This window comes from Ensifer adhaerens, from assembly GCF_002007205.1.
In the GTDB taxonomy this organism is placed as follows: Bacteria; Pseudomonadota; Alphaproteobacteria; order Rhizobiales; family Rhizobiaceae; genus Ensifer; species Ensifer adhaerens_D.
Window position 1 is genome coordinate 237,413 of sequence record NZ_LAZS01000011.1, and the last position, 25,383, is coordinate 262,795.

Genomic DNA, 25,383 nt, shown 5'->3' on the forward strand with positions numbered 1-25,383 from the left:
CGGCCTATGAAGGATGCGAGGGACTACGGAAGCGAGACGCGCTGGGGTCTGCGCCGGCCGGCGTCAACGCCGGCGGACCCGGCTTGATGAGGTCATAAAGGTCCTCATAGGACGAAACGGTCCGGTCGATCGAGAAGCCCTGCGCACGACGTCGCGCATAGGCCGTTGCATTGCGGTACTTCTCGTCGTCGCCCGCAAGTTCGCGAACGCGGTCGGCAAGCCGCCCGTGGTTCTTTGGCGGAAACCGATAGTCGTCGTTGTCGACAACGACGGCCAGTCCCCCGACATCGCTGACCAAGACCGGCAGGTCCGCCGCCATGGCCTCGACCACAGCCACGCCGAAACCCTCCCAATGGGAGGATTGTACATAGAGATCTAGGCGGCTCAGGAAGCCCGGGATATCGCGAACCAGCCCCGAAAAATGCGCGCGCTCGCGCACACCCAGTGCCACGGCCAGGTCTTCAACGAGCGGTCGGCGATCACCGATGCCGGCAAAGACCGCATGGACGTTGTCCGGGAGCCCTTGCAGGGCCCGCACGATGGTTTCCTGGTCCTTCTTCTCCGTGAAGCTTCCGACCATGCCTATATAGAAGCGGCCATCCTCTCTTGGCCTGCGATCGCGGGCCGGCGCAAAACGGTCCAGGCAAACGCCGTTTTCGACAATGTGGATCTTTGCGACCATGGGCGCCAGCCATTCGGAAAGGTGGTCACGGACAGGCGCGCTGATCGCTGCGACGCAATCGTAACGGCCGTAGACCCACCGTTCGATGCCGCGTAGCCATCGCCTTGCCCTTCTGCGGTTCCAGGTGTTGTGCTCGGTGTAAATTTTGCGGAACGGCAAAAGCGCGCAAAAATAGAGTGAGGGAAACAGATGGACGTGCACCAGGTCCGCCGCGCGCATCGCGCGCCAAGCCCTGGCGATCGAGCGGGGACTCGACGGCTTGACCGCAATGATCGTCACGGCGGCAAACGCCGCGTCTTCCAGAAGCTGGTTGTTGGCTCCCTTCCACACGATCACGGTTGCGGAAAACCGGGTCTGCCGCTGCGCCATTTCCACGACCATGCGCTCGGCGCCGCCGTTTCCGTTGAGGTCGTTGATGATGTGAACGACGCTGCCTGCCATCCTAAGACAACCGCCTCGAATATTCTTCGAAATCGATTATGCATAGCAACGATCAATTCAACAACGATTAGTAATGCACACACTTAAAATTTAAGTTTCCCGTTGGGGAAACTGGATACACACGATCGTCAAGCTCACCGACAAAGCATAGCCGCGGTTGTTCTTTGGCCTACGCATGCTCGCGAGTGTTTCGGTACCGGAGATATGTGCTTTTCAGATCAATGCCATGCGCTCAAGAAGCAAATTGTTCACGACATGCACATCGAATTTCGACTGGGCCAGTTCACGGGACCTCAGCCCCATGTCCGTAACGAGCGAAGGCGCTCTCAGGAAGCGGCACATCACTTCTGCCAGTTGCTTGGCATTGCGCGGTTCGACGAGGTAGCCGTTGAGCCCGTCGACCACCGTCTCGTCGCAGCCCGGCAGGTCGGTTGTGACGATCGCGCGGCCTGTCGACATCGCCTCGAGAATGCTGCGCGGAATGCCCTCGCGATAGTAGGACGGCAGGACGAAGACGCTGCAGTCTCTAAGATGCGGGCGCACGTCCGTGGTTTCTCCGAGATAGATCAGGCTGCCGTCGCTGACCCATCCCTCGATGGTCTCGGCGGAGATCGCAGCCGGGCTTGGATCGAACTGCCCTAAAAGGCGAAACTCGGCCTCAGGGAACTGCTGGCGAACCAGGCGAGCGGCCTCGACATATTCGCCGATCCCCTTGTCCTTCAACAGACGGGCAACAAGCAGGAAGATCGGGCGCCCGGCGGGCGGGCGCGAAAAGTCATAGTGATCGAGGTCGACGCCGGAGCCCGGCACCAGCGTCAGGTCCCGTTGATCGGACATCAGCCTGCAATCGGCGATGTCGGCCTGATCCGCCCGGTTATAGGCAAAGACCCCGCCTGCCCCCTTGAGCGCCAGCCGGTAGAGCAGCACGCTGAGTTGTTTGATGCGGCGCCCGACCCATCGCTTGTTCGCCGCATCCGAATAGACGTGGCCAAGCCCGGTCACGAGAAAATATCGCCGCTTGACGCCGGCAAGGCGGGCGGCAATGCCGCCATAGACAATCGGCTTCATCGTATAGGGGATCACGACATCGACCTGCCGCGAACGAAACAGCCGCCAGTAGGACCACAGAGTCGCCAGGTCGGTCAGGGGATTGAGGCCGGTGCGCGCCATGGGCAAGCGAACGAACTCGACGCCGATCGCGCCGAGCTGGCGGACGACGTCGTCGTCCTGCTCCGGCCCAACGGCCACGACCGAATGCCCGGCCTCCACCAGGCGCCGCAACAGCTCCAGGCGGAAATTGGTCAGCGAGCGGCTGTAACTTGAAAGCACGGCGATGCGCTGCTTCGCCACCGTGCCTGCAACCGCCGCCCCCGCGGCGGCGGCCGCCCGCTGTGGCGGCAGCCTGACCGGAGAATAGTCGCTCGCGTCAATCAACATGCGGGGAACTCCATACGCGCGTTCGAACGATCGCGCTGATCACATCGGCATCGGCGTCGAGGGCGGCCCGCGCCTGTGACCCGTCAGCGCTGCCTGCAGGATATCGTCGGAGAGATGCGCGACATCGGCGTCGGTGGCACCATCCTCCCCGTCGTCCGACGACAGTCCGCCGGCCGCACCTTCGGCCGGGTGCTTGTCGAAGCCGGGAATGAGGCTGTTCATGATCGCAAAGACCATCGCCTGGTCGCCGAGCTCGGCAAAAAGCTTCAGCCGCGCGAACATCTCCTTGAGCGTCGCCAGGGGCACGGCGTTCGGGATCGCACCGAGCACGCCCGGAATGGGTGAGCTTATGCGTTGCTCACCGCTGTCGAACAGCTCCTCGTAGAGCTTCTCGCCGGGTCTGAGACCGATGATTTCGATATCGATGTCCTTGCCCGGGGTAAGTCCGGCAAGCCGGATCATGCGCTTGGCGATATCGATGATCTTGATCGGCTCATTCATGTCCAGAACGAAAATCTCGCCTTTGCCGATTTCGCCTTCCAAGCCGTAGGCCGACGCCTGCAGCGTCAGTTCGACAGCTTCGCGAATGGTCATGAAGAAGCGCGTCATGCGGGGATCGGTAACGGTGAGCGGCCCGCCCTTGGCAATTTGCCGCTTGAAGAGCGGGATCAGCGAGCCGCTGGACCCGAGCACGTTGCCGAACCGAACGGTCATGAACCGCGGGCCGGCGCCCTTCTTGAGGCAATGAAGGTCGAGCGCCTGGCAATAGAGCTCGGCCAGCCGCTTGGTCCCGCCCATCACGCTGGTCGGATTGACGACCTTGTCGGTCGAGACCTGCACCATTGCCTGCACCTTGTACCGACGCGCTGCGTTGGCGACGTTCATCGTGCCGATCACGTTGGTAAGCACGCCCTCGCATGGGTTGAGCTCCACCATCGGCACATGCTTGAGCGCGGCGGCATGGAAGACAAGTTCCGGCCGATAGCGCGCAAAGACGTCGTTGACCCGATTGGCCCGGCGCACATTGCACAAGTTCGCGGTCCGCTTGACGCCCGGATAGCGTTCGCCGAGCTCCATGTCGATCGCGTAGAGATTGTATTCGCAATTCTCGACCAGAATGAGCTCGGCCGGTTCGCGCGCGGCCACCTGCAAGGTCAGCTCGCTGCCGATCGAACCGCCAGCGCCGGTGATCAAGACGCGCCGGCCGCGGATCAGGCGAAGAATCGCCTCGTTGTCGAGGGCAGCCTGCGGACGCTCCAGAAGATCCGTCAGTTCGATCGAGCGCAGCTCGAAACGGCTTTCCTGCTTGGCGCTCTTGAGTTCCGTGATCTGCGTCAGGCGCGATACGGTCATGCCGCGCGCTTCAGCGCGCCGCACCACATCCTCCGCTCCGTCGCCGAACGCCGAAAGCGCTTCGGTGAAGACGAGATGACGCGGCATCTGTCCGCTCTCGGCAAGCTCGCAGACCACACGGTCGAAATCGCTGAGCGCACCGAGGATCGGAATCCCGCGCAGCGTCATGTCCGTATGCTCGGGCGTCGCCTCCAAGCAGCCGACCGGCTTATGGTTGCAATGCGGATCGCGACGGAGTGCTCGGAGATAGAGATCGGCCGCATGGCCACTGCCGACGAGCAAGGTCGGAATCTGGTCGACATTGCCCTCGGCGACCGGCTGCCGCCGTGTCGGCCGCAGCACCAGTTCGTCGAGCCGGAAGCTCAGCCTCGAGGCGGAAAGAAACGCGGTCAGGAGAAGCGCCTCGAGCGGCACGACGCTGCGCGGCATATCCTGAAGGCGATTGGCGAAGAAGGACATCAACACCAGGGCCGCCGAGCTGATCAATACGGCCTGGAGGATCGAACGCAGATCCGAGACGGAACAATACCGCCAGTCGCGGGCGTACAGTCCCGCAATCGGAAAGGCGATCGCACAGGCCAGAAGGTATCGCGGCCCGGTGGCGGCCAGCGCCCAGAAGAGCTCCGGCCGCGACGACATGCCGTCGAAGCCATAGCGCAGGAAAAAGGCGGCCACGAGCGCCAGGCCAGCCGACGCCAGGTCCATGGCGTAGAGCGTGCGCGAACGACGAACCTGCTTGACCGAGGATACGGCCGTTTTGGCCGCGAGGCGCAAAAGCGCGCGTCCGACGGCGGCAAACCAGGTGAAGATGGTGAGGAACCTTGCCCAATATCTCGCCATTGACGGCGGAGATGGGGCGACGGCTTGCGTGGGCTGGGCAGCGGCCTCGTTGCGATGCATGCGACACCCTTCGATCCATAGAGCGCCATTCAACCGCCGCGCCGAAAACGGACGGACGAATGATGCTCTTTGAGACGTCATGTCTCGTTGAAATTTTTTGGAATAAACTTCTGATACCCGTCAGATCATACAAAGTTACCTGAAATTTATTTCATCTATGCACTGATATACGCTTTGGTCTTTGCAATGAAATACGCCAATTTCCCCGAAACTCTCGCATGTCAAAAACCGCGTGTAAATTATCTTTTCGTTTTATCGGGAGCAATTTACCTAATTAACTTAGAACTCAATAGTATTACTGCTTATTTATCTATAGCCCATAAGGATTAATTACGAGAATCGGACGGCTTCCGTAGATGGGCAGAGATCTTCAGAAAATCTAGGAATACCACAATTTCTCATAGTATAAACTGAAACATCCTCAGTTTATCTATGCGTACCTTTAATAAACGTGAATGCCGCTTGGAATAATAGAAATAAATACTCTCTCGAATACATCGGTAAAATCTTGGCCGCCTTGCCAGGTACGCCGATGTCCGCGGCCCTCAACCTTGCCGTCGGCCCTGTGCCATTGCACGTTTCGCAGACAGATTTCCCGCCGATCATTCCCCGGCGAAGGCGCGTCGATAGGAATCGGAGATCGGGCGCACCAGGTACTCAAGGAAAGTACGGTCGCCGAGTTCGATGAACGCATCGATCGGCATGCCCGGATGCAACTGCTCCATGCGCACGCCCGCCGGCAGGGGCATATCCAGGCGCAACACCGCGCGATAGTAGGGCTCCCGGGTCGCGGGATCGGTCAGGCGGTCGGCCGAGACGTGCGCAACCGTCGCCGAAACTTCCGGCGTCAGGCTGGCGTTGAGCGCCGAGAGGCGAACCCTGGCCGCCTGCCCGACATGAACGACGTCGATGTCGCGCGGGTTCAGACGGGCATCGACGACCAGATCCCCTGTGGGCAGGATCTCCATGATCTTCTCGCCGGGGCCGACGACGCTGCCGACGGCGTTGTAGACCGAGGCGACGACAACCCCATCGACCGGTGCCTTGACGACGGTGCGCTCGAGTACCCGGCGTGCCGCCTCTACCTGTTCTTCCACGTCCGCAAGCCCCGTCTTCACCTCGTTCATCGCGGTCACAGCCTGCTCGACGCGCTGGGTCTTCAGCCGTTCGATCTGTTCACGCGCCTCTGCGACTTGCGTACGGCTCGACGAGGATTCCGCCTGCAGCATGCCGACCTGGCCGAGCAGGTCCGCTTCGACCCGCAGGAGCTGGGTATATTCCGTGCGGTTCGTCAGCCCCTTTTCGAGCAGGGCGAACTTCCGTTCCGCTTCGCTGCGCACGATCTGCGTCTGCTTTTCGACCGCCGCCTTCTGGGCCGCCAAACCGTCGAGCGCATCGTTCAGGCTTTCGACCCGCTGTTGCAGGATGACGGTCTCGGAGGTGAAGCGGGCAAGCCGGCTTTGAAACTCCTTGACCTGCTCTTCGGTCAGGTCGCGGCTGGCCGCCGACATCGTCGCCGGCGCATTGCCGATCGCGATCGTCAGATCCCGCCGTCCGTCCCGTTCGGCGGCAAGGCGCGCCTCCCGCGCCTTGAGCGCAACCCATTGCTTGGCGAGACGGTTGAGCTGGGTGCGCGCCACGGTGTCGTCGAGAACGACGAGCGTCTGGCCTCTTGCGACGGCATCACCCTCGCGAACCGCAATCTCGCTGACGATCCCGCCTTCGAGATGCTGCACCAGGACGTTTCGGCCCGAGGCGGTAATGGTGCCGGCAGCGACCGAGGCCCCGGAAAGCGGCGCCGTTGCCGCCCAATAGCCGAAACCAGCCAGGATCAAGGCAAGCGTCCCATAGCCGAGCCGGGCAATGAACCCGGTATCGGTCGCAATCGACTCCCGCCATGATCGCCGCGCGTCCGACGTCCTCATGGCCGCTCACCGGTTCTGCCGGGCAGGAACGTGGAGATGCTCGCGGGCGGCAAGTTCGACGGCCGCTTGGGGGCAGCGGCCTTCGTCGCCCGGTTCGCCCGATCGGACTGCGCGCGGCGCGCCACCTCCTCCGTCGGGCCGAAATCCTCGATCCTGCCATTCTTCATCACCAGGATCCGGTCGCAGGTTGTTGCGATCGAAATGCGGTGCGTGATGATGACGACCGTAACGCCGCGTGCCTTTGCATCTTGCAGCGCCCGCCCGAGTGCCGCCTCCCCCTCGCTGTCGAGGTTGGCGTTCGGCTCGTCGAGAACAAGAAGGCGCGGGGCACCGTAGAAGGCACGTGCAAGCCCGATGCGCTGCCGCTCGCCGCCCGAGAGGTTGTTGGAACCAGGCCCGATCAGGGTCTGATAGCCCTTCGGCTGCGACAAGATCAGATCATTGGCATGAGCCGCGCGCGCCGCTGCGACCACCGCCGCGTCGGCCGCGTCCGGCTCGAAGCGGGAAATATTGGCGGCGATCGTGCCCGGCAGCAGCTGCACGTCCTGCGCCAGGTAGCCGATGAGGCTGCCGAGCTGCGCCGTGTCCCAGGTTCTCAGATCGGCGCCGTCGATGCTGATCGTGCCTGCGGTCGGCGCAACCGCTCCGGTGAGAAGCCTTGCAAGCGTCGACTTGCCCGCCCGGCTCGGCCCGACCACCGCGATGCTCTCACCCGCGGCGATGGTGAAATTCAGCCGCTTCAGGATCGGCTCGGGATCGGCCCCGGCGTCCGGCGAGACGTAAAGGAGGTCACGCACGGCAATATCGCCGGCGGGGTCAGGAAGGAGGAGCTTGCGGCCATCGGCATTGCTAGTCTCGGTCGCCTTTTCGAGCCGCTCCCAGGCGCTGCGCGCCTCCATCGCCTGCTTCCAGATCCCGACCAGTTGATCGAGCGGTTGCAGAGCCCGGCCCGACAGGATCGACGACGCGAAGATCATGCCGGCGGTCATCTGCCCCTTCAGGACAAGGGCCGCACCAACGGCGAGGATCGCCATCTGCAGGATCATTCTGACCGACCGCGATATGCCGCCGAAGATGGCGTTGACGACGAGGCTTCCGTCTGCGGCCGCGGTCGCGGCGGCAAACTGGCGGCCCCAGACCTCACCGACATTGCCGGTCATGCCCATGGCGCGCACCGTCTCGGCATTGCGACTGAACATCTGGGCCGTGAGATTGGCGCTGGTGATCCGCTCCTGCGCGAACTGCGACGACTTCTTGTTCATGGACTGATTGAGGAAAACCAGCGACAGGATCACGATGGCGCCGATCGTGGTCATCAGAAACAGCAGCGGATGCAGGAGATAGAGTAGCGCTGCGAACACCGGCGAGAACGGCAGGTCGAAGAGGGTCGGCGTGCCGCGTGAAGCGACGAAGCCCCTGACGGTCGCAAGATCACGCAGCGGCTGGGTGTCCCCCGGCTCTCGTCCGGTTGCCGCGACCACCTTTGCGAAGGCCGTCGCCCCAAGTTCGCAGTCGAGCTTGGCCGCCATCCGGACCGCATAGATCGCCCTGATCACATCGACCAGGCCGAGGAATGCGAAGGCAAGGAACGCGATAATCGTGAGATAGACGAGCGTTTCGATGCTCGAAGAGGGCAAAACGCGGTCATAAACCTGGATCAGGAACAGGGGCGAGGTCAGCGCCAGGACGTTGACGACCGTCGAGAACAAGCCGAGATCGATTACGCTGCGCCGGAACGCAGAGCGTAGACTGCCGCTTCTGATTCTCTTGTCTGCCATACTGCAACGACACCGGTTCCAGGAACTTGAGTGGGGCCGTATCGATGGAATTGTTCCCCGCTGTCAACCTGCCGAGGGTTGAGTGGATACTATATACCTGTTGTAGCGGTTGCTTATAGATGCTATTTTAGACCCCCACCATACAACGCGATAGATCACAGTTTTCACACGCTCCGGTCGCTTGCCGTTCTTGCGCGGCGGTCGGTAAAAGCAACGGCGCGTATTCTGCCCCACTAATAAAGGATGGAAACATGATCGTTAAGGGAAGACCCGTAGCTGACACGCTTTATGGCACGAACGTAGCTGACAACATTTATGGATATGGCGGCGACGATAGCCTTTGGGGCTATGCCGGTGACGACTATCTCGACGGTGGAGATGGAAACGACCGGATGTACGGTGGCGACGGCAACGACTTCTTCAAGGCCGGTCCAGGCGACGATTATGCTGAAGGCGGGGTCGGCAACGACTCCTTCGACGGTGGCATCGGCAACGACCACTTCGTAGGTGGCCTCGGCAACGACATATTCGACGGCGAAGACGGTGACGACACCCTCGACGGCGGCGATGGTCACGACACCATGCTCGGCGGTACCGGCAACGATACCTTCTACGGCGGCGCCGGCGAGGAATATATCGACGCCGGCGCGGGTAACGACATCATCTATGCCGGCGACGGCAATGACGGCTTCGTCAACCGTATCAATCCGGCGACCGGCAAGGTGACGCAGCAGGCCGTCGGCGGTGGTGCCGGCGACGACTACATCTACGGCGAGGGCGGCAACGACGCGCTCAAGGGCCAGTCCGGCAACGACCACGTCTATGGCGGCATCGGCGATGACCGGGTCGACGGCGGCGACGGCGACAATTATCTCGACGGCGGCGACGGCAACGACATCCTCGATTCCGAAAATGGCATCGACGAGGCCCACGGCGGTGCCGGCGCCGACAGGATCAGCGTCGGCGCGGGCAACGACCTCGTCTATGGCGACGGCGGCAACGACTACATCAGCGGCGAAGACGGTGTCGATACGCTGAATGGAGGCGATGGCGATGACCAGTTCTATGGCGGCTCGGGCAACGACACGATCCGCGGCGATGCCGGCAGAGACACGCTCATCGGTGACGCGGGCTCGGACCTCCTATGGGGCGGCGCCGACGCCGACCGCTTCGTGCTCAAGGGCGCAGGCGCACTCGACGGCCAGGACACGATCATGGACTACCAGGATGGTCTCGATCGCATCGTTCTGGAGAAACTCGGCGTCACCCGCTACGCCAACACCGGAGGCCCCGGCACGGTGTTTGCCTATGACGACCCGAACGGCGACGTGATCCTGAAGGCACAGGATTCGGCCGGCCACGCCTTCTCGATCGTCGTCGACGATCCGAACGGGACGCTGTCTGCCGCCAACTTCAGCGCAACAGACTTCGTCTTCGCATAAGAACCTTGGCCGCGGACGCGTTCAGGCGCTCCGCGGCCACTACACCGTTTGGTTTTGCTTCCATATGCAGGCAACCCGCCGGAACCTTATCCGGAAAATGCCCTGCCGGCGTGGAACGATCGCAGCGCATCATCCAACTCTCCGAAATCGGTGATCCGTGCCGCGGCCTGGTGGGCCGTATCCGGTGCCGGCATATCGTGGACCCGCGCCTCGCGCGCCACCATCACGGTGTGCCACCCGCGCCGGCGTGGCGTCACGAAATCCTTCACCGGATTATCGGCGATATAGACCAGGTTTTCCGGACCGACCTCAGCCCAGGCCTCGATCGTTTCGAAGGCCCTGGCATGCGGCTTCCAAAATTCTCGTCCCCAGCTATCGGTGAAGATCACGAGATCGACCAAAGCTTCGAGCCCTAGCGCTTGAACCTTGGCTCGTTGCGTTGCCGCCGGCCCGTCGGTGATGATCGCTCGTCGACTGGTCCGGGGCCGCTCCAGATAAGACCGGGCATCGGCCGCGAGCGCAATTGTCGGCGCGTGGCCGCGATAGACGGCGACCAGTTTTGCGACCAGCTTCGGATCGTACCCGAAGCCCATTGCAGCCAGCGCCTCGTCGAAGACCCGCCCGCGGTGCCCGGCGGCGAACGCCGCCTCGCAATGAGCGGCGAACGCCTTAACTCCAGCATGCCTGGACAGCCAGGCGTCGACGGCCCTGAAGCCGCTTGCCGCAAAATCTCGCTCCAGATAGAGCGTGTCGTCGAGATCGAAGACAAGCACCTGCTCGCCCATCCGCCTATCCTCTGAAGATCGCCGCATCGTATCGCAGCATCAGCACGCCTTCACGCCAGTTGTCGTGCGCCGTTCTCGGCAACTCCGCCACTTCCTCCAGGAGCCATTGCGCAAACGTGGCGCCGGCATGGTCTGCAAGCGGATAACCTCCGCCGAAGCGGGCGTTGATTTCGATCACCCGCGGGCCGGTCAGCCGATCGTCCATGACCTGAAAACAGAACGCGCCGCGCAGGGCCGGCAACGCCCGCAAGATGCCCTCGGCCATGGCACGGTGGGCCGGATGGCGCTCGGTTATACCTTTTTCGACCTCCCCTGCCCGAATGCGCAAACGCCGATGCGAAATGACCGAGAGCAGTTCGCCACGGTCATCGACGAAAGCGTTGACCGTATGTTCCGGGCCATCGAGGTATTGCTGCAGGATCATCGGCTCCGATGTCGTCTCGGGCAGATCGGCGGTTGAGCGCACCATGCTGATCAAGCGGCTCGCGCTTCCGGCGTTGGGCTTGAGAAACAGCGGCCAGTCCCAACGGGAGAGCTCGCCGCGAACCTCCTCCAGCCGTCCGGTGCGTGGGACCGGGACCCCCACCGCATCGAGCACGCGCATGGTTTCGAGCTTGTCGCGCACGACGTCGATGACAGGCGGCGGACTGACATGCACCCGGCAATCAAAGCGCACGAAATCATCCGCTGCTGCCGCCAGCGGCACCAGTTCCGGATCGATCGTCGGGACGAGCAGGCGCGCACCATGCGTCCGTGCAATCTCGGCCAGGCGGGCCGTGAACTCCGGGTCGTTGTAGGCCGGCACCGCAAAGGCCCGGTCGGCCACGGCACAGGCCGCACTCAAGTCCGGATCGAGGTCGCAAGCCAAGACCTGGAGGTCGATGTCCAACGCCCGAGCGGCGCGACGAAAGCACTCGATCAGGCCGACGCGTCTTCCCGCGGAAGAGACCAGGATCTTGAACGACCGGTACGCCATACACGCCTTCTCCTTGATGTGACGAGGGAACGGGATCGTTCCTGGTCTCGTCTGATCGAACCCAGCAATATCGACTTGCCCCGTCTTTACGCCCCCAACCTGCTGTGGACGGAGGGGCGCCGCTCATCCGCCGTGCGCCAGGCGATCACTTCAATGCACTGACCGTCGCCGCACATGACGGTAAACCCGTCAGGCGTATGCGTCTGGATCTGCGCCGGCAGACCGACATAGCGAAAGGAATCGGCAAAGCTCCGCGCCTGATCGATGTGGACGACCTTTCCGTCCTGGCGCGAAAAGGCGCCTGGATAGGGCTCACCGACCGCCCTGATCAGTCGCAGGATCTCCGCCGCCGGGCGCTGCCAATCGATCAGGCCGTCCTCGGCGACGCGTTTTGCGCAATAGCTCGCCAGGCCGTGATCCTGCTCGATCCTCGGCGCCTTCCCCACAGCCGCCAGTTCGACGGCCTCGGGCACCATTTCCGCCAGATTGCGCACGTGTTTGCCGTAAAGGCTGCGTGCCGTCTCATCCGGGGCGACGGGGAACAGACGCTGCAGGATGACAGGGCCGGAATCCGTTCCCTCGTCGATCCAGAAGAGCGACGAGCCCGTTGTCTTTTCGTCGAGCAGAATGGTCCAGGGGATGACCCCTCTACCCCGCAGGCGTGGCAGCGCCGACGGGTGAAAGCCGATCACGCCCAGCCGCGGGATGGCACGAAACGGCTGGCGGCAGATCTGCGACCAGCCGAGGACCAGGACGAGGTCCGGGTCACTGGCGCGAATGGCTGCAAGCGTATCCTCGCCATTCACATTGGTCGTATGGCAGACCGCGCTGCCCGTCGCCCGCGCCGGCGTTGTCAAGTCCGCGAAGTCCGAATGACGATCCGCGGCTTCCGGCGGCAGCGTGACCACCAGGGACGGCAGCATTCCCTTCGACAATAGGGCATCGAGCGCTATCCGGGATCCTTCGACGGCACCAACCAGAGCAAACCGCATTTTTGTTCTCAAATGCACAAAGTGTCAGAGCGCAAGGTACAACTCGAACCACAACCAAGGGAAGAAATAACCCATCCGGGCGATATTAATGTATTTCAAGTATGATATGAGAGGATGCTATTTCAGAGGCGGCCTATACTGCAAGAGAATAATTGCATGCCAGTCTCCGCCGTTGTATCTTGAAATCACTGCCTTTCTAGGGTCCGCCCTGGACGGTTAATTTAGAGTACGAAACTATTTCAGAAATGATCGCGTCCGATGTGCCCTCCGAAATCGAGGCAATAGGAAGTTGATGTCCTGACGTGCCAAGCGCGCCCAGGAATTTAATGCTTGTGACAGGCGCCGGGACACGCACGCGCGTGACCTATCGTCCTGTTCAGGGAATGCGGAGGAATGCCCAAACCGCGGCGCAACTTCGGATCCACGGTATGATATTGCATTTGATCACCAATTTCAGCGCAAGCGCCGGAGCTGAGACGATGCTCGCGCGCCTGCTCAAGGCTTCATCTGACGAACGCGTCATGGTCGTCTCGCTGCTCGATGTCTCGGCGCGAAATCGTGACCTCGCGGACAATCCGCGCGTCGAGTATGTGGCCCTTGGCGCCCACTCGCTCCCGGCCGTTCTTCAGGGCACGATGCGGCTTGCCAGCATCATCCGCCAGGAAAAGCCGAGCGTCATGCTTTGCTGGATGTACCATGCGATGGTCGTCGGAACGGTCGCCGCAAAGCTCGCGCGCCGTGCGACGCCGGTCATTTGGAACGTTCGACAGTCGCTGGATGATGTCGCCTCGCTGTCGCGCAGTTCGCACATGGCGATCGCCGCTGCCCGGGTGCTCTCCGGCTCCGCCTCCGGCATCATCTACAACTCGTCGCGCGCCCGCGAAATGCACCGCGCCTATGGCTATCGCAACCAGAACTCGGTCGTCATCCCGAACGGCTTCGAAATTCCGGCTGTTGCCGGCGGCCACCAGGCGCCGCCCAGACGGATCGGCATCGTCGCGCGCTTCCATCCCCAGAAGGATCACGCCACCTTCTTTCGCGCCGCCGCCTCGGTGCTGCGCACGCATCCCGACACCCGCTTTCTCGCCGCCGGCCGGGGTTTGGCCTGGGACAATCCGGAAGTCGTCCGGCTGATTGCCGATGCCGGATTGCCATGCGAAGCCATCGACCTGAGGGGCGAAGTCGCCGACATGGAGGATTTCTACCGCAGCATCGACATTCTCGCCCTGTCCTCCAGGACCGAGGGTTTCCCGAACGTCGTTGCCGAGGCGATGAGCTATGCAAAGATGGTGGTGGCAACCGATGTGGGCGATGCGGCGGAGGTCGCCGGCAATGCCGGGATCGTCGTGCCGGCCCGCGATCCCGAGGCCTTTGCTGACGCCATGCGTAAGGTGCTCGACCTTTCGCCGGAGGAGTATGCCCGCTACGCGCACCTCGCCCGGGATCGTATCGAAAGCGAGTACACGCTGCACAATATCGAAAGGCGATATTCCAATTTCTTGAGGAACTTCTAGCAGGCCATCGCACGGCTCAAGCTGCGACAAGAGAATTCGGAGGGGGACCGACACATGAACGACAACAAGGGGGCTCGATCTACACGGACGCCGGCGGGCTTGGTACCGGCAGACAGGCGGGCATCATGACGGCGCCAATACGCACAGTCATCATCGACGATCATCCACTCGTCATCGTCGGTGCCCGCACGACGATCGAGACGACAAACGATATCGTCTGCGTCGGCTCCGCCGGAACAGGTGCGGACGCGCTGGCGCTGATCAAGGAAACCGGGCCGGACGTCTCGGTCGTCGATATCGCCCTTCCCGATATGAGCGGCCTTTCGCTCGCTGAGCAGATCATCAAGCAGCAGCTTTCGGCCTATGTGGTGGTGATGACGGTTTACCCTGAAAGATCCTATGCGCAGCAAGCGCTGCAGATCGGCGTCAAAGGGTTCATCCAGAAGTGCTCCGCGCCCGAGCACCTGCTGCTCGCGGTTCGCTCCGTCACGCTCGGCGGGCTGTACCTCGATCCGCCGACCGCCCAGGAACTGACGCGCGCGGCGCCGAGCGCCGGATCGCGCGCGTTGAAGATGGCCGGCGTGCCGGGACTGACGCGCCGGGAGCAGGACGTCCTGCGTCTCGTCGCGCTTGGATATTCCAACAAGGAAATCGGCGCGCGCGCCAATGTCAGCGTCAAGTCGATCGAAACCTACAAGGCCCGCGCGACGGAGAAGCTGCAGCTCCACACGCGGGCGCAGATCGTGCATTTCGCCCTGACCCACGGCTGGATGAGCGCCGTCTAGGCCGTGGTCTGGTCGAGCGCAGGCGGGATATCCGCCTGCCCCAATTGAGACAGGAGCCGCCATTGCGAATTATCTTTGTGCTTTCCGGGCTTGGTGCCGGCGGCGCAGAAAAGGTCGTCAACATCCTCGCGCGCCATCGCTCGGCCCGCGGTGACGACGTTCACGTCCTCGCGCTCAATGCGGAAACCCCGGAAAGCTACTTTGCCTACGGCAGGTCCGTCCGCGTGGAAGCGCTCGGCGGTGGTTCGTCAGTCCCTGTTTTCCGGACTGCCGCGCGTATCGCCCGATTGCGCGGCCGGCTGCGTGCCCTGTCGCCGGACCTCGTCATCTCCTTTCTGACGAAGGTCAACATCATGGTCGTCCTTGCCAGCCGCGGTCTCGGCCTGCGGCTTGTGCTTTCCGAGCGAAACAACTTCAACACGCAAGACATGAGCCCGCTGTGGCGGCTGGCCCGCCCGCTGGCGGCGCGCCTCGCGGAACGGCTGGTCATGCAGACGGCGGAGGCCGCCAGTTCGTTGCCGCCAGCCCTGAAAGCCAGGGCCGTGATCATTCCCAATCCGATCACGCTCCAGCACGTCCGCGACGGGGCGACCGGCGCAGGCACCCGCGTGCTTGCCGTGGGCCGCCTGGACAGGCAGAAAGGCTTCGATCTTCTGATCGACGCCTTTGCGGATACTGCTCGGCACACCCCGAACATGACGCTGACCATTTTCGGCGAAGGTCCTGAGCGCCGAGCCCTCGAGGAACAGGTTCGGCGCCTCGGCCTTGCAGACCGCGTTCGCCTTCCCGGCACGACGAAGTCACCGGTCGAATGGGTCAATGCCGGCGATATCTTCGTCCTCAGCTCCCGCTTCGAGGGCTTTCCGAACGTGCTGCTGGAGGCGATGTCTGCGGGCCTGGCCAGTATCGCATTCGATTGTCCCTGGGGCCCCTCGGAAATCATCGATACGCCCGCGGTCGGCATGCTCGTGCCGAAGGAAGACGTCCGCCAGCTCGCAGACGCGATCGGACGCCTGGCAAGCGATACAACGCTCCAGCAGCAGATCGGCGCCGCGGGCGCGCGCGCCGTCGCCGCGCGCTACGCAATCCAGTCCGTGCTCCAGCAATGGGACGACGTCATCGCGACGCCTGAGCAGGCCGAGGCCCTTTATCCGGCAGCGCGCCTATCGACCTGATGCGACCGGGCCGTCACGCGGAAAGCCGGCCGCATCGACCTCCAGCGCCGGGCGTCTTATCAGACGGGCAGAGGTCGCTGTAGACTTCTGATTTTCTGCATGTTTTGGTCCGTTAATCGGCTACGATCAAAGGAACCATGCAGTAGTCAGGATCCGGAAGGCGTCGCCGGCTTCAGGTAAAGGATGGGGACCCCGTACCTGTCCCGGAAGCCGAGTGACGCGGACTGCACGTAGCCATGGCTTTCCGCAAAAGCGCGCATCGGCTTTTCCAGCTCCTCTTCGAAGCCAAGCAGGAATGCCGCCGGCGGGTCTTTCTCGAACAGCGCCTCGATCGTCGATGGCGATGTCATCTTGTAGTACTTCGCCAGTTCGGGGTTGGTCATGTCGGCGGTACGGTAGGCAAATGGTCCCGTCGCCAGTTCGGCATAGACATCGAGACCGCCCTCCAGCGGATAGATGGGCGCAAGTGTCGCCACCTTGCCGCTGACGCCGGCAGCCTGCATTCTTTCCGCGATCGCCACGCCCTCCTCATGCACGCGCATCGTCGTCCATTGTTGCGGATGGGCCGCTTTGCCCAGATATTGACCAAGACGCGGCGCGTTGATCGCAAGCACCACAAGCGTCGCCGACAGAAGGATCGGCCGCACCAAGGGAAGCGTGCGCGGTCCGAGCGCCTCGAGCAACAGGCCGAAAGCCAGCGGAAGGCAGACGAGCGGCGGCGCAAAATATTGCGGGAACCCGGGCGTCGGCACGAAGCTCAAGGCGAAACTGCAGAGCAATACGCCTGCAACAACCAGCAGCTCGCCCATTCGCATCCGGGGCGCGGCTTCCGTATCGTCGGCGCGGCGGGCAAGCAGGGTGAGCGCGGCCGCAAGCAGGGCCGCGAGCGCTACGGCAACGGCCGGCGCGAGCCATATTTCCTGCGCAAGCGCCACCTTCTGGGCGAGCGACATCGCGCCGCCCTCCCCGTCGCCACTCATCAGCCGCCAATATTGCGGGTGCGGACCGGTATGGTAGCGCACCACGTGAGCAAGGAAGAGCTGCGGATCCCTGACGAGGTAGAAAAGGATCGGCGCGCCACCGACAAGGCCGCCGACCAAAAGCGGCCCCGCGACCTGAGCGATGCGATCCTTCAGCGCAAGCGATCGCGGCAAGAGGAATGCGGCAACGGCCACGGCCGGGATGAAGGCGACCGCGCTCAGCTTGAAGCACACGGCAATCGCCAGCAGAAATCCGGCCAGCGCCACCAGCAACGAACGGCGCCGTTCGTTGCGCAAGGCGAGAAGGAAAAGGCTGAGACCGAGGAAGGCGAACGGCCACGGCAGGAAATTGTTGGTAGCGCCGACACCTGTCTGGGTCAGGAACAACTCGTTTAGCAGCGACAGGATGGCGACACAGAGGGTTGCCCAACCCGAACGCGTCAGCGCATACACCACGCCGCCAACCGCGACGGCGAAAAGGATCCAGGCCAGGAAAACACCGAGGCGGCCGCTCAGAAGCAGGTCGCTCGATCCTGTCAGCTTGCCGATGCCGTAGAAGTACCAGGCAGAGGCTGGCGGATGATTGTAGAAGAAATCGCCATAGAGCGCCTGGTCGTTCAGCAACCTGATCGGCGGGACATACAATTGCTCGTCTCGCCGCATATCAAAGTTCATAATCCTCAGAAACAAGAAATATAAAAAGAACAGAGAGAACAAGGTAGCCGCAATCTGGTAGAGTATCCCGGATGATTTCCCTTGAACGGAGTCGTGTCTTTCCGACGAAACACTTGCTGGATAGGCCATATGAAAACTCCGAACAAAAATAGACGAAGTAAAAATACGCTCAGGCGACGGGGAACGATGCGGTCGCACACGGCTTCAAATGGATCACAAAAGGATCGTAATACGCAGCGGCGCATGGCCCAGCGGGATAATCCCGACAAGCGTGCGGGGATAAACCTGACACGTAAAAAGGCTTGCGGCCAAGCAGAATATAAGGTATTTCTTGTATATTAGTTAATTAACATAACGGAAACCCTGGGACTTATCCAGACATATTCCGTAGCGCGCAGGTAACCGCCTGCTTTTATTGACGTGCATTTTTATCAGTTATTGAAAACGCCCAAGTCGCGCATTGGATCGCGATTGCTCATGAATAAAACCTGAGACGTCAACAGTATCCCAAACATATCTTCTTGGAGACCGCTATGAAAGTCGTTCTCTTTGCGGGAGGCCTTGGCTCGCGCCTGGCCGAGGAAACCACGCGTATACCCAAGCCGATGGTCGAGATTGGTGGCAAGCCCATCATTCTTCACGTCATGGACATCTACAGCCACTGGGGACACCGCGACTTCGTCGTCGCCGGCGGCTACAAATGCATGTCGATCAAGAGCTTCTTCCATAACTTCCACCTGTCGACGGCGGACTTTACCGTCGCACTCGGAAGCGGCTCGATGGTGCTGCATCCCAACCATCCGCTCGATTGGAACGTCTCGGTGGTGGACACCGGCCTGTCGACGATGACCGGGGGCCGGCTGCTGCGACTGCGCGAATGGCTCGACAACGAGCCCTTCATGGTCACCTATTCCGACGGTGTCGGCAACATCGACATCGAGGCGCTGCTGGCCTTCCACCGCTCGCACGGCCGTCTTGCGACGGTCACCGCCGTGCAGCCGCCGGCCCGCTTCGGCAACCTCGAGATCGAGGGCGATCAGGTCGTCGAGTTCACCGAGAAGGTGCAAAAGAAGGAAACCTGGATCAACGGCGGCTTCTTCGTCTTTGAACCCGGCGTCCTCGACTACATCCCGAGCCTTTCCGAACCGCTTGAGATGTCGCCGCTGACCAACCTTGCGAGAGACGGCCAACTGTTCGCCTACAAGCATCACGGCTTCTGGCATCCGATGGATACGATCCGCGATCGCGACTACCTGAACGGCCTGTGCGAAAGCGACGATCCGCCATGGCTGCACTTTGAACGCGATCACCTGGCCGCCGCGACAGCCGCACCGTCCACCCATCACGTACGGATGTAGGACATGGCTTTGATCACCAGCGAGGCCGACCTTGCCGAAGCGTTCCGTGGTCGGAAAATACTGGTCACGGGACACACCGGTTTCAAAGGAGGCTGGCTCTCGCTCTGGCTGAGACGGCTGGGTGCTTCGGTGGTCGGCCTTTCGCTGCCAGCGTCCAGCCCGTCCTTCTTCGCGGCGACCGGTCTCGGCGAACTCGTCAACGGCCATGAGGGCGACATCCGGTCCGCCGCCGACGTAGCGCGGGTGATCGACGGACAGGAATTCGATCTCGTCATTCACATGGCTGCCCAAGCGGTGGTGCGCGCCTCGTTCGAGAGCCCGGTCGACACCTACGCGACCAATGTCGTCGGCACCGCCATCGTGCTCGACGCGGCCAGGTGCATGAAGTCCCTGAAGGGCGTCATCGTCGTCACCAGCGACAAGTGCTACGAAAACCGCGAATGGGTCTGGGGCTATCGGGAAAACGACCCGATGGGCGGACGCGACCCCTACAGTTCGTCGAAAGGCTGCGCCGAACTCGTCGCCGCGGCCTATCGATCCTCGTTCTTCAACGATCCCAACGGGCCGCAACTCGTCAGCGTGCGCGCCGGCAACGTCATCGGCGGCGGCGACTGGGGCGCGGACAGGCTCGTGCCCGACCTCGTCCGGTCAGTGGAAGGCGGCAGCCCCGCACGGCTGCGCAACCCATCGAGCATCCGACCTTGGCAGCACGTCTTCGAGCCGCTTCGCGGCTACATGATGCTGGCGGCGCACCTCGTTCACGGCAGAACGCGCTTTGCCGGCGGCTGGAATTTCGGCCCCGACCAGGAAGCGACCGTCAATGTCGGAACGCTCGCAGACATGGTCGTCGGCCAATGGGGCGACGCACCGCCGAGATACATCGTCGAGCCGCAGGCGAACGCGCCGGTGGAATCCACCATCCTGCGCCTCGACAGCACCAAGGCGCGCACGGAACTCGGCTGGAAGCCGGTGCTGCGCCTGCGCGACACCGTGGCCATGACCGTCGCCTGGTACCGGAAGTACCGGGAGGATCCGAGAAACATCCGGTTGTTCTCGGAGCATCAAATCGAGCAATACGCCACCGCCTGGAAACAGGAAGTCGAACACGAAGCAAGACCATTGCCATTGCGCGACATCGGAGATTGGAAAGATGCGAGTTAATTACGGACAGTCCGTTTACGGTCAGGAAGAGATCGACGCCGTTGTGGCGGTCCTGCGCTCATCGACACAGATGGGCAAGGCCGTCAGGACGATGCAGGAACGTGTCGCAACGCTCTTTGCGAAGCGGCATGGCATCATGGTGAACTCCGGTTCGTCCGCGAACCATCTTGCCATCGAAATCGCCGACCTTCCGAAGGGATCCGAGGTCATCACGCCCGCATTGACCTTTGCGACGACCGTCGCTCCGATCGTGCGCGCTGGTCTTGTCCCGGCTTTCGTCGACGTCGTCGAAGGCACCTACAATATCGACGTCGATGCGATCGCGCGGATGATTACCAGGAAGACGAAGGCGGTGATGATCCCGTCTCTGATCGGCAATCTGCCCGATTGGGATCGCATTCGCGCCATCGCCGACGCGCACAAGCTGCTGGTTATCGAAGACAGCGCCGACACGCTGGGCGCGACGATCAAGGACACCAGCACCGGCGCGCGTTCCGATATCAGCACGACCAGCTTCTACGGCTCGCATGTCATCACCGCGGCGGGCAACGGCGGCATGGTCTGCGTCAACGACGACGAACTGGCGCGCAAGGCGATGCTCTATCGCTCCTGGGGCCGCACATCCTCGCTCTTTGTCGAATCCGAGACCATCGAGAACCGGTTCAACATCGACCTCGACGGCTTCGACTATGACGCCAAGTTCGTGTTCGAAGTGCTGGGCTTCAACATCGAACCGTCCGAAATGGGCGCGGCGTTTGGGCTCGTGCAACTGGATCGGCTGCAGCAGAACATCGACGCGCGCGAGCGCAACTTCGCCAGGCAGCGCGCCTTCTTCGAGACCTACGAGGACTGGTTCGTGCTGCCGGAGCAATTGCCCCTTTCGCGAACGGGGTGGCTGGCCTTCCCGATGACCGTGCGCGCCGATGCGCCGTTCACCCGGCGGGAGATGCAGATCTTCCTGGAACAGCGCGATATCCAGACCCGTCCGGTGTTTACCGGAAACATCCTGCGCCAGCCCGCGATGAACGGCGTTCATAGCAAGGTCGAGCCACGCGGCTATCCGGTTGCGGACGACGTGATGCGCGGCGGTATCCTGCTCGCCTGCCACCACGGCCTGACACAGGCGCACCTGGACCATATCCACCAGTCGTTCCGCGACTTTGCCCAGCGGTTCGCAACCACCGGCGCCAAAAAGCGCCGGGAACACCAACCGGCCTCGTTTATTTGAGTGATCTTGGACGAGACATTTGGAGCCTGAAGATGACACGCCTTACGAGATGCCGCGCTTGTCTTGCAGCCGAGCCACTCACGTTTCTCTGCATGGGCGATCATCCGCCGGCCAACAGCTTCGTGCGCCCAGAAGATGTCCCGAAAAATCAACCCATGTTTCCGTTGGACTCGCAGGCCTGCCTGACTTGCGGCCTTATTCAAGTCTCCGATCAGGTTCCCGACGGCTTCTTTGAACACTATCTCTACGTGCCATCGAGCGCCGCATCGATGCACGACCATTTCGCGGGATTGGCCGGCGTCCTCAAGAAAGCGGCCGGCAATGGCCTCATCGTCGACATCGGCTGCAACGACGGTCTCCTGCTCTCGGCCTGCAACAAGATCGGCGCGAAGACGCTCGGTGTCGACCCTGCGGCAAACCTGGCGGAGATCGCCCGTTCCCGCGGGGTGAGCGTGGACGTCGGCTACTTCACCCACCAAGGCTCGGCACGGCTGGTGCAAGAATACGGCCCGGCAAAAACGATCGTCACGACGAACACATTCAACCACATCGGAGACCTCCACGACTTCATGGCCGGCGTCAAGGACTGGCTGGCGGATGACGGCGTCTTCGTCATCGAAGTCCCGTGGGCGAAAAAGCTCCTGGAAAACAATGAGTTCGACACAATTTATCATGAACACGTGTCCGAGTTCAGCCTGCTGTCGCTGGTTAAGCTCGGCGCCTATTTCGACTTCAAGGTCGTCGACGTCCATCGCTTGGGCATTCACGGCGGGTCGATGCGCGTTTTCCTCAAACGCGCTGCCGCGGCTACTTCCGCGCCTGCGACGGTCAGCGAGATGCTTGCTGAGGAACTCGACACCGGAATGCTCGATGCGCAAACCTATATCGACTTTGCCGAACGGGTGCGCAAAATTGGTGTCGATCTGATCGCCATGCTCGATCAACTGAAGAAGGATGGCATCACCGTCGCCGGCTACGGCGCACCGGCCAAGGGCAACACGCTGCTCAACTTTTTCCACATTGGACCGGACAGGCTTGACTATCTCGTCGATCGCAACGCCCTCAAGCAGGGGCTCTACTCGCCGGGTATGAAGATTCCGATCCGCTCACCGGACGTCTTGACGGAGGATGCGCCCGGCGTGCTGCTCGTGCTGGCCTGGAACTTCTTCGACGAGATACGAACCCAACAAAACGATTTCGCCGCGCGCGGCGGCCGCTTTCTCGTGCCGCTGCCCTATCCGACCATGGTCAATTGACCGCCGGGGCAAGGCTGTGCTCACGGTCCGCGCAACAGGAAAAGGCCTATGTCGAGAGTATTGATTACCGGCGCGGCTGGCTTCATTGGCTCACACATGACGCGTGCCTGCGTCGATGCCGGCCATGACGTCCATGTCGTCGTGCGGCCCGACACCGATGACAGCCGACTCGATGCCGTCGATGGCTCGTTCGTCCGGCACAACTTCGACCTCCAGTCGGAGGAGGCCATCAAGCACTGCCTCTCGGACACGTCGCCAGAGATCATCTTTCATCTCGCCGCCCGACCAAGACGGCGCGAGGAGGCCGAACTCAGCGACGCAAAAGCCGGGATCCGCGAGCATCTCGACGCGTTGCTCGGCCTGCTTGGCGCAGCGAGTGGCCTCCGGCATCCCCCGAGAAAGATCGTCAGGACCGGTTCGCTTGCTGAATACGGCGCTGCGCCCGCGCCCTACGAGGAGGACAGTCGAGAGGCACCGGTCAACGCCTACGGCGCGGAGCTTGCCGCAGCAACCCATTTCATCGGTGGCCTGCATGCGCGTCTGCCCTTTCCGGTGATCACAGCGCGGCTGGCGCTCGTCTTTGGGCCGATGCAATCGACGGAGTTCATGATTCCGATGCTCATCGAGCGATGCCTTGCCGGTCAGCACTGCGTCGTCCACCACCCCACCGACCGACGCGACCTGCTCTATGTCGACGATGTCATCGAAGCGTTGCTGCGGATTGCCGATGCACCGGTCAGCACCCGGCTCGTCAATGTTGCAGCGGGCATCGCGCCGACGATGCGGGAGGTTGCAAGGCTCATTGTCGAACAGACCGGTGCCGACCCCGCCCTCATCGACTACGGTTCAACAACCTCGACAGGGGGCATCCGGGATTTCCGAGCAGCGCCTGCGCGCGCCAAGGATCTTTTTGGCTGGAGCGCGCGCGTGCCGCTGGTGGAGGGGCTGGCCCGCACCATCGCATGGCACCGGGCCGTCGTGCCGCCGGCCTCGACCGACGGCCACGCCACGCGCAAGACCGTTTGAGGGTGGTTGGAGATGAAGAAAAGACCCAAAATCTCGATCCTGGTACCGGCCTATAACGAGGAGGCCAATGTCCGGCGCGCCCACGAGGCGATCGTCGACATGTTCCGCAGCTTGCCCGAGTACGACCGCGAAATCATCTTCACCGACAACCACTCCACCGACGGAACCTTCGGCATTCTGACGGAGATTGCCCGAGAGGACCCGAGCGTCCGGGTAATCCGCTTCAGCCGCAACATCGGTTACCAGCGCTCCCTGCTGGTCGCCTACAAGGCGGCGACCGGCGATTGCTCGGTGCAGATCGACTGCGACCTGCAGGATCCGCCGCACCTCATACCCGGCATGATCGATCTCTGGCTAAAGGGGCACCAGGTGGTCTACGGCATTCGCCGGACGCTCACCGACGGATGGCTGACAACCCATATCCGCCGGGCCTTCTACTGGTGCATCAATGCACTCAGCGAGGACGATCTGCCGCTCAACGCCGGCGAATTCAGGCTCGTCGACCGGTGCATCCTCGACGAACTGCGCAAGGTTGACGACACGTCTCCCTATCTGCGTGGCCTCATCAGCGCCATGGGGTTTTCCCAGGTCGGCTTCGAATATGACCGCCAGGCCCGTGTAGCCGGCGAAAGCAAGTTCCCGTTCAAGGCGATGCTATCGCTTGCCGTCGATGGCATTCTCAACCATTCGCTGACACCCCTGCGGCTCGCCTCGATGGCGAGCCTGGTGATGGGCACTGCGACGCTGCTGCTTCTGTTCGGCTACCTCGTCGGCAAGCTTCTGTTCGGGCAGGACTGGCCCGCCGGCTTCGCGACGACCACAATGCTGCTTTTGCTCTCCATTACCTTGAACGCGATCTTCCTCGGTATCATGGGCGAGTATGTGGGCCGCATCTTCATGCAGTCGAAGCACCGTCCGGCCCCGATCATCGAAGCTTCAATCAACAACGACGAACACCGGCGACCGACGCCGGCGATGCCGGATTGGAGGCGCGGCGATGTCGCTGCCGACAACAAAAGACGCTAGCTCCCGGCAGCGTGCCGGCGAAACGCTTGCCCGGTTCGCGGCCGTCGGCGCCGTGACGACCCTGCTCGACATGGCGTTGTTCAACACGTTCTATTTCGCGGGGGCTCCGCCAACGCCGTCCAACCTCGTTTCCTATTCCTGCGGCATCGCGGTCAGCTACATGCTCAATCGCGCCTGGACCTTCCGGGCCGCCCGCAGCCATGTGCAGGCGCTGAAGTTCATCGCCGCCACTCTGACGGGGCTGCTGATATCGACCGCGATCGTCGCGGGCCTTTCTTTGCTGATCCCGGCACCGGTCGCCAAGGTGATCAGCGTCCCGATCGTGTTCGTCTGGAATTATCTGGCGTCGCGCCTTTGGGTTTTTCGCGAGGCAGAAGCGCCAAGTACAGAAGCAAGAAATAGCGCCTAGATCAATAAGTATTATTTAGGATAAAAGTTCCATAAACCATGTTTATCCACTGAAACGAAGATACAATTTCGAGATATTA

The 25,383-nt window shown here is 62.1% G+C and carries 20 protein-coding genes; 11 read left to right on the top strand and 9 right to left on the bottom strand.

Annotated features, from left to right (window positions below; translation table 11 throughout):
- Positions 1-4: 4 nt before the first annotated feature.
- From XB14_RS24705 to XB14_RS24725, 5 genes are all read right to left on the bottom strand, one after another.
- Positions 5-1,123, bottom strand: coding sequence for a glycosyltransferase (locus tag XB14_RS24705; RefSeq protein WP_077965306.1), 1,119 nt, complete (start codon positions 1,121-1,123; stop codon positions 5-7).
- Positions 1,124-1,336: 213 nt separating this feature from the next.
- Complete coding sequence (locus XB14_RS24710) at positions 1,337-2,560, bottom strand: glycosyltransferase family 4 protein (RefSeq protein ID WP_077965308.1); 1,224 nt, start codon at positions 2,558-2,560, stop codon at positions 1,337-1,339.
- Positions 2,561-2,599: 39 nt separating this feature from the next.
- Complete coding sequence (locus tag XB14_RS24715) at positions 2,600-4,753, bottom strand: nucleoside-diphosphate sugar epimerase/dehydratase (protein WP_077965452.1); 2,154 nt, start codon at positions 4,751-4,753, stop codon at positions 2,600-2,602.
- A 662-nt stretch (positions 4,754-5,415) separates the two neighbouring features.
- The gene (locus tag XB14_RS24720; protein WP_077965310.1) at positions 5,416-6,738 is read right to left on the bottom strand and encodes an HlyD family type I secretion periplasmic adaptor subunit; all 1,323 of its coding nucleotides are present in this window, start codon (positions 6,736-6,738) and stop codon (positions 5,416-5,418) included.
- The gene (locus XB14_RS24725) at positions 6,735-8,516 is read right to left on the bottom strand and encodes a type I secretion system permease/ATPase (RefSeq protein WP_077965312.1); all 1,782 of its coding nucleotides are present in this window, start codon (positions 8,514-8,516) and stop codon (positions 6,735-6,737) included. The genes XB14_RS24720 and XB14_RS24725 overlap by 4 nt, the downstream gene beginning before the upstream one ends.
- Before the next feature lie 251 nt (positions 8,517-8,767).
- On the opposite strand from XB14_RS24725, the gene XB14_RS24730 reads away from it, so the two are divergent.
- The gene (locus XB14_RS24730) at positions 8,768-9,958 is read left to right on the top strand and encodes a calcium-binding protein (RefSeq protein WP_077965314.1); all 1,191 of its coding nucleotides are present in this window, start codon (positions 8,768-8,770) and stop codon (positions 9,956-9,958) included.
- A gap of 86 nt (positions 9,959-10,044) precedes the next feature.
- Here the strand turns inward: XB14_RS24730 and XB14_RS24735 are convergent, their stop codons facing one another.
- The 3 genes from XB14_RS24735 to XB14_RS24745 form a co-directional block, all read right to left on the bottom strand.
- On the bottom strand, positions 10,045-10,743 hold the full coding sequence (locus tag XB14_RS24735; protein ID WP_179119655.1) for an HAD family hydrolase: 699 nt from the start codon (positions 10,741-10,743) through the stop codon (positions 10,045-10,047).
- Between the two features lie 4 nt (positions 10,744-10,747).
- Complete coding sequence (locus XB14_RS24740) at positions 10,748-11,719, bottom strand: ATP-grasp domain-containing protein (protein ID WP_077965318.1); 972 nt, start codon at positions 11,717-11,719, stop codon at positions 10,748-10,750.
- An 86-nt stretch (positions 11,720-11,805) separates the two neighbouring features.
- Positions 11,806-12,711: a methionyl-tRNA formyltransferase gene (locus XB14_RS24745; RefSeq protein WP_077965320.1), complete on the bottom strand. Its 906-nt coding sequence runs from the start codon at positions 12,709-12,711 to the stop codon at positions 11,806-11,808.
- A gap of 428 nt (positions 12,712-13,139) precedes the next feature.
- On the opposite strand from XB14_RS24745, the gene XB14_RS24750 reads away from it, so the two are divergent.
- The 3 genes from XB14_RS24750 to XB14_RS32810 all read left to right on the top strand — a co-directional run bounded on the left by XB14_RS24750 (position 13,140) and on the right by XB14_RS32810 (position 16,185).
- Complete coding sequence (locus XB14_RS24750) at positions 13,140-14,225, top strand: glycosyltransferase (RefSeq protein ID WP_077965321.1); 1,086 nt, start codon at positions 13,140-13,142, stop codon at positions 14,223-14,225.
- Between the two features lie 125 nt (positions 14,226-14,350).
- Positions 14,351-15,010: a response regulator transcription factor gene (locus tag XB14_RS24755; RefSeq protein ID WP_077965322.1), complete on the top strand. Its 660-nt coding sequence runs from the start codon at positions 14,351-14,353 to the stop codon at positions 15,008-15,010.
- 62 nt (positions 15,011-15,072) lie between these two features.
- Entirely contained in the window at positions 15,073-16,185 is a 1,113-nt protein-coding gene (locus XB14_RS32810) for a glycosyltransferase family 4 protein (protein WP_179119656.1), read from the top strand.
- A 146-nt stretch (positions 16,186-16,331) separates the two neighbouring features.
- Here XB14_RS32810 and XB14_RS24770 read toward each other — a convergent pair whose 3' ends face one another.
- Positions 16,332-17,840, bottom strand: coding sequence for a glycosyltransferase family 39 protein (locus XB14_RS24770; protein ID WP_179119657.1), 1,509 nt, complete (start codon positions 17,838-17,840; stop codon positions 16,332-16,334).
- A 533-nt stretch (positions 17,841-18,373) separates the two neighbouring features.
- Between XB14_RS24770 and rfbF the strand changes: the two genes are divergently transcribed.
- Genes rfbF through XB14_RS24805 form a run of 7 tightly spaced genes read left to right on the top strand, consistent with a single transcriptional unit; the run spans position 18,374 to position 25,304 of the window.
- A complete protein-coding gene (gene rfbF, locus XB14_RS24775; RefSeq protein ID WP_077965331.1) occupies positions 18,374-19,198 on the top strand; it encodes a glucose-1-phosphate cytidylyltransferase in 825 nt (274 codons plus the stop codon).
- Positions 19,199-19,201: 3 nt separating this feature from the next.
- A complete protein-coding gene (gene rfbG / locus XB14_RS24780) occupies positions 19,202-20,359 on the top strand; it encodes a CDP-glucose 4,6-dehydratase (protein WP_077965332.1) in 1,158 nt (385 codons plus the stop codon).
- The gene (locus XB14_RS24785; protein ID WP_077965333.1) at positions 20,349-21,587 is read left to right on the top strand and encodes a DegT/DnrJ/EryC1/StrS family aminotransferase; all 1,239 of its coding nucleotides are present in this window, start codon (positions 20,349-20,351) and stop codon (positions 21,585-21,587) included. The genes rfbG and XB14_RS24785 overlap by 11 nt, the downstream gene beginning before the upstream one ends.
- A 32-nt stretch (positions 21,588-21,619) precedes the next feature.
- Positions 21,620-22,843: a class I SAM-dependent methyltransferase gene (locus tag XB14_RS24790; RefSeq protein WP_077965334.1), complete on the top strand. Its 1,224-nt coding sequence runs from the start codon at positions 21,620-21,622 to the stop codon at positions 22,841-22,843.
- Positions 22,844-22,903: 60 nt separating this feature from the next.
- Positions 22,904-23,869, top strand: a complete 966-nt coding sequence (locus XB14_RS24795; RefSeq protein ID WP_179119658.1) for an NAD-dependent epimerase/dehydratase family protein — start codon at positions 22,904-22,906, stop codon at positions 23,867-23,869.
- Positions 23,870-23,881: 12 nt separating this feature from the next.
- Positions 23,882-24,895 (top strand): glycosyltransferase family 2 protein, encoded by a 1,014-nt coding sequence (locus XB14_RS24800; RefSeq protein ID WP_077965338.1) that lies wholly within the window; start codon positions 23,882-23,884, stop codon positions 24,893-24,895.
- Complete coding sequence (locus tag XB14_RS24805; RefSeq protein ID WP_077965341.1) at positions 24,867-25,304, top strand: GtrA family protein; 438 nt, start codon at positions 24,867-24,869, stop codon at positions 25,302-25,304. Before XB14_RS24800 ends, XB14_RS24805 begins: the two co-directional genes overlap by 29 nt.
- Positions 25,305-25,383: the final 79 nt, after the last annotated feature.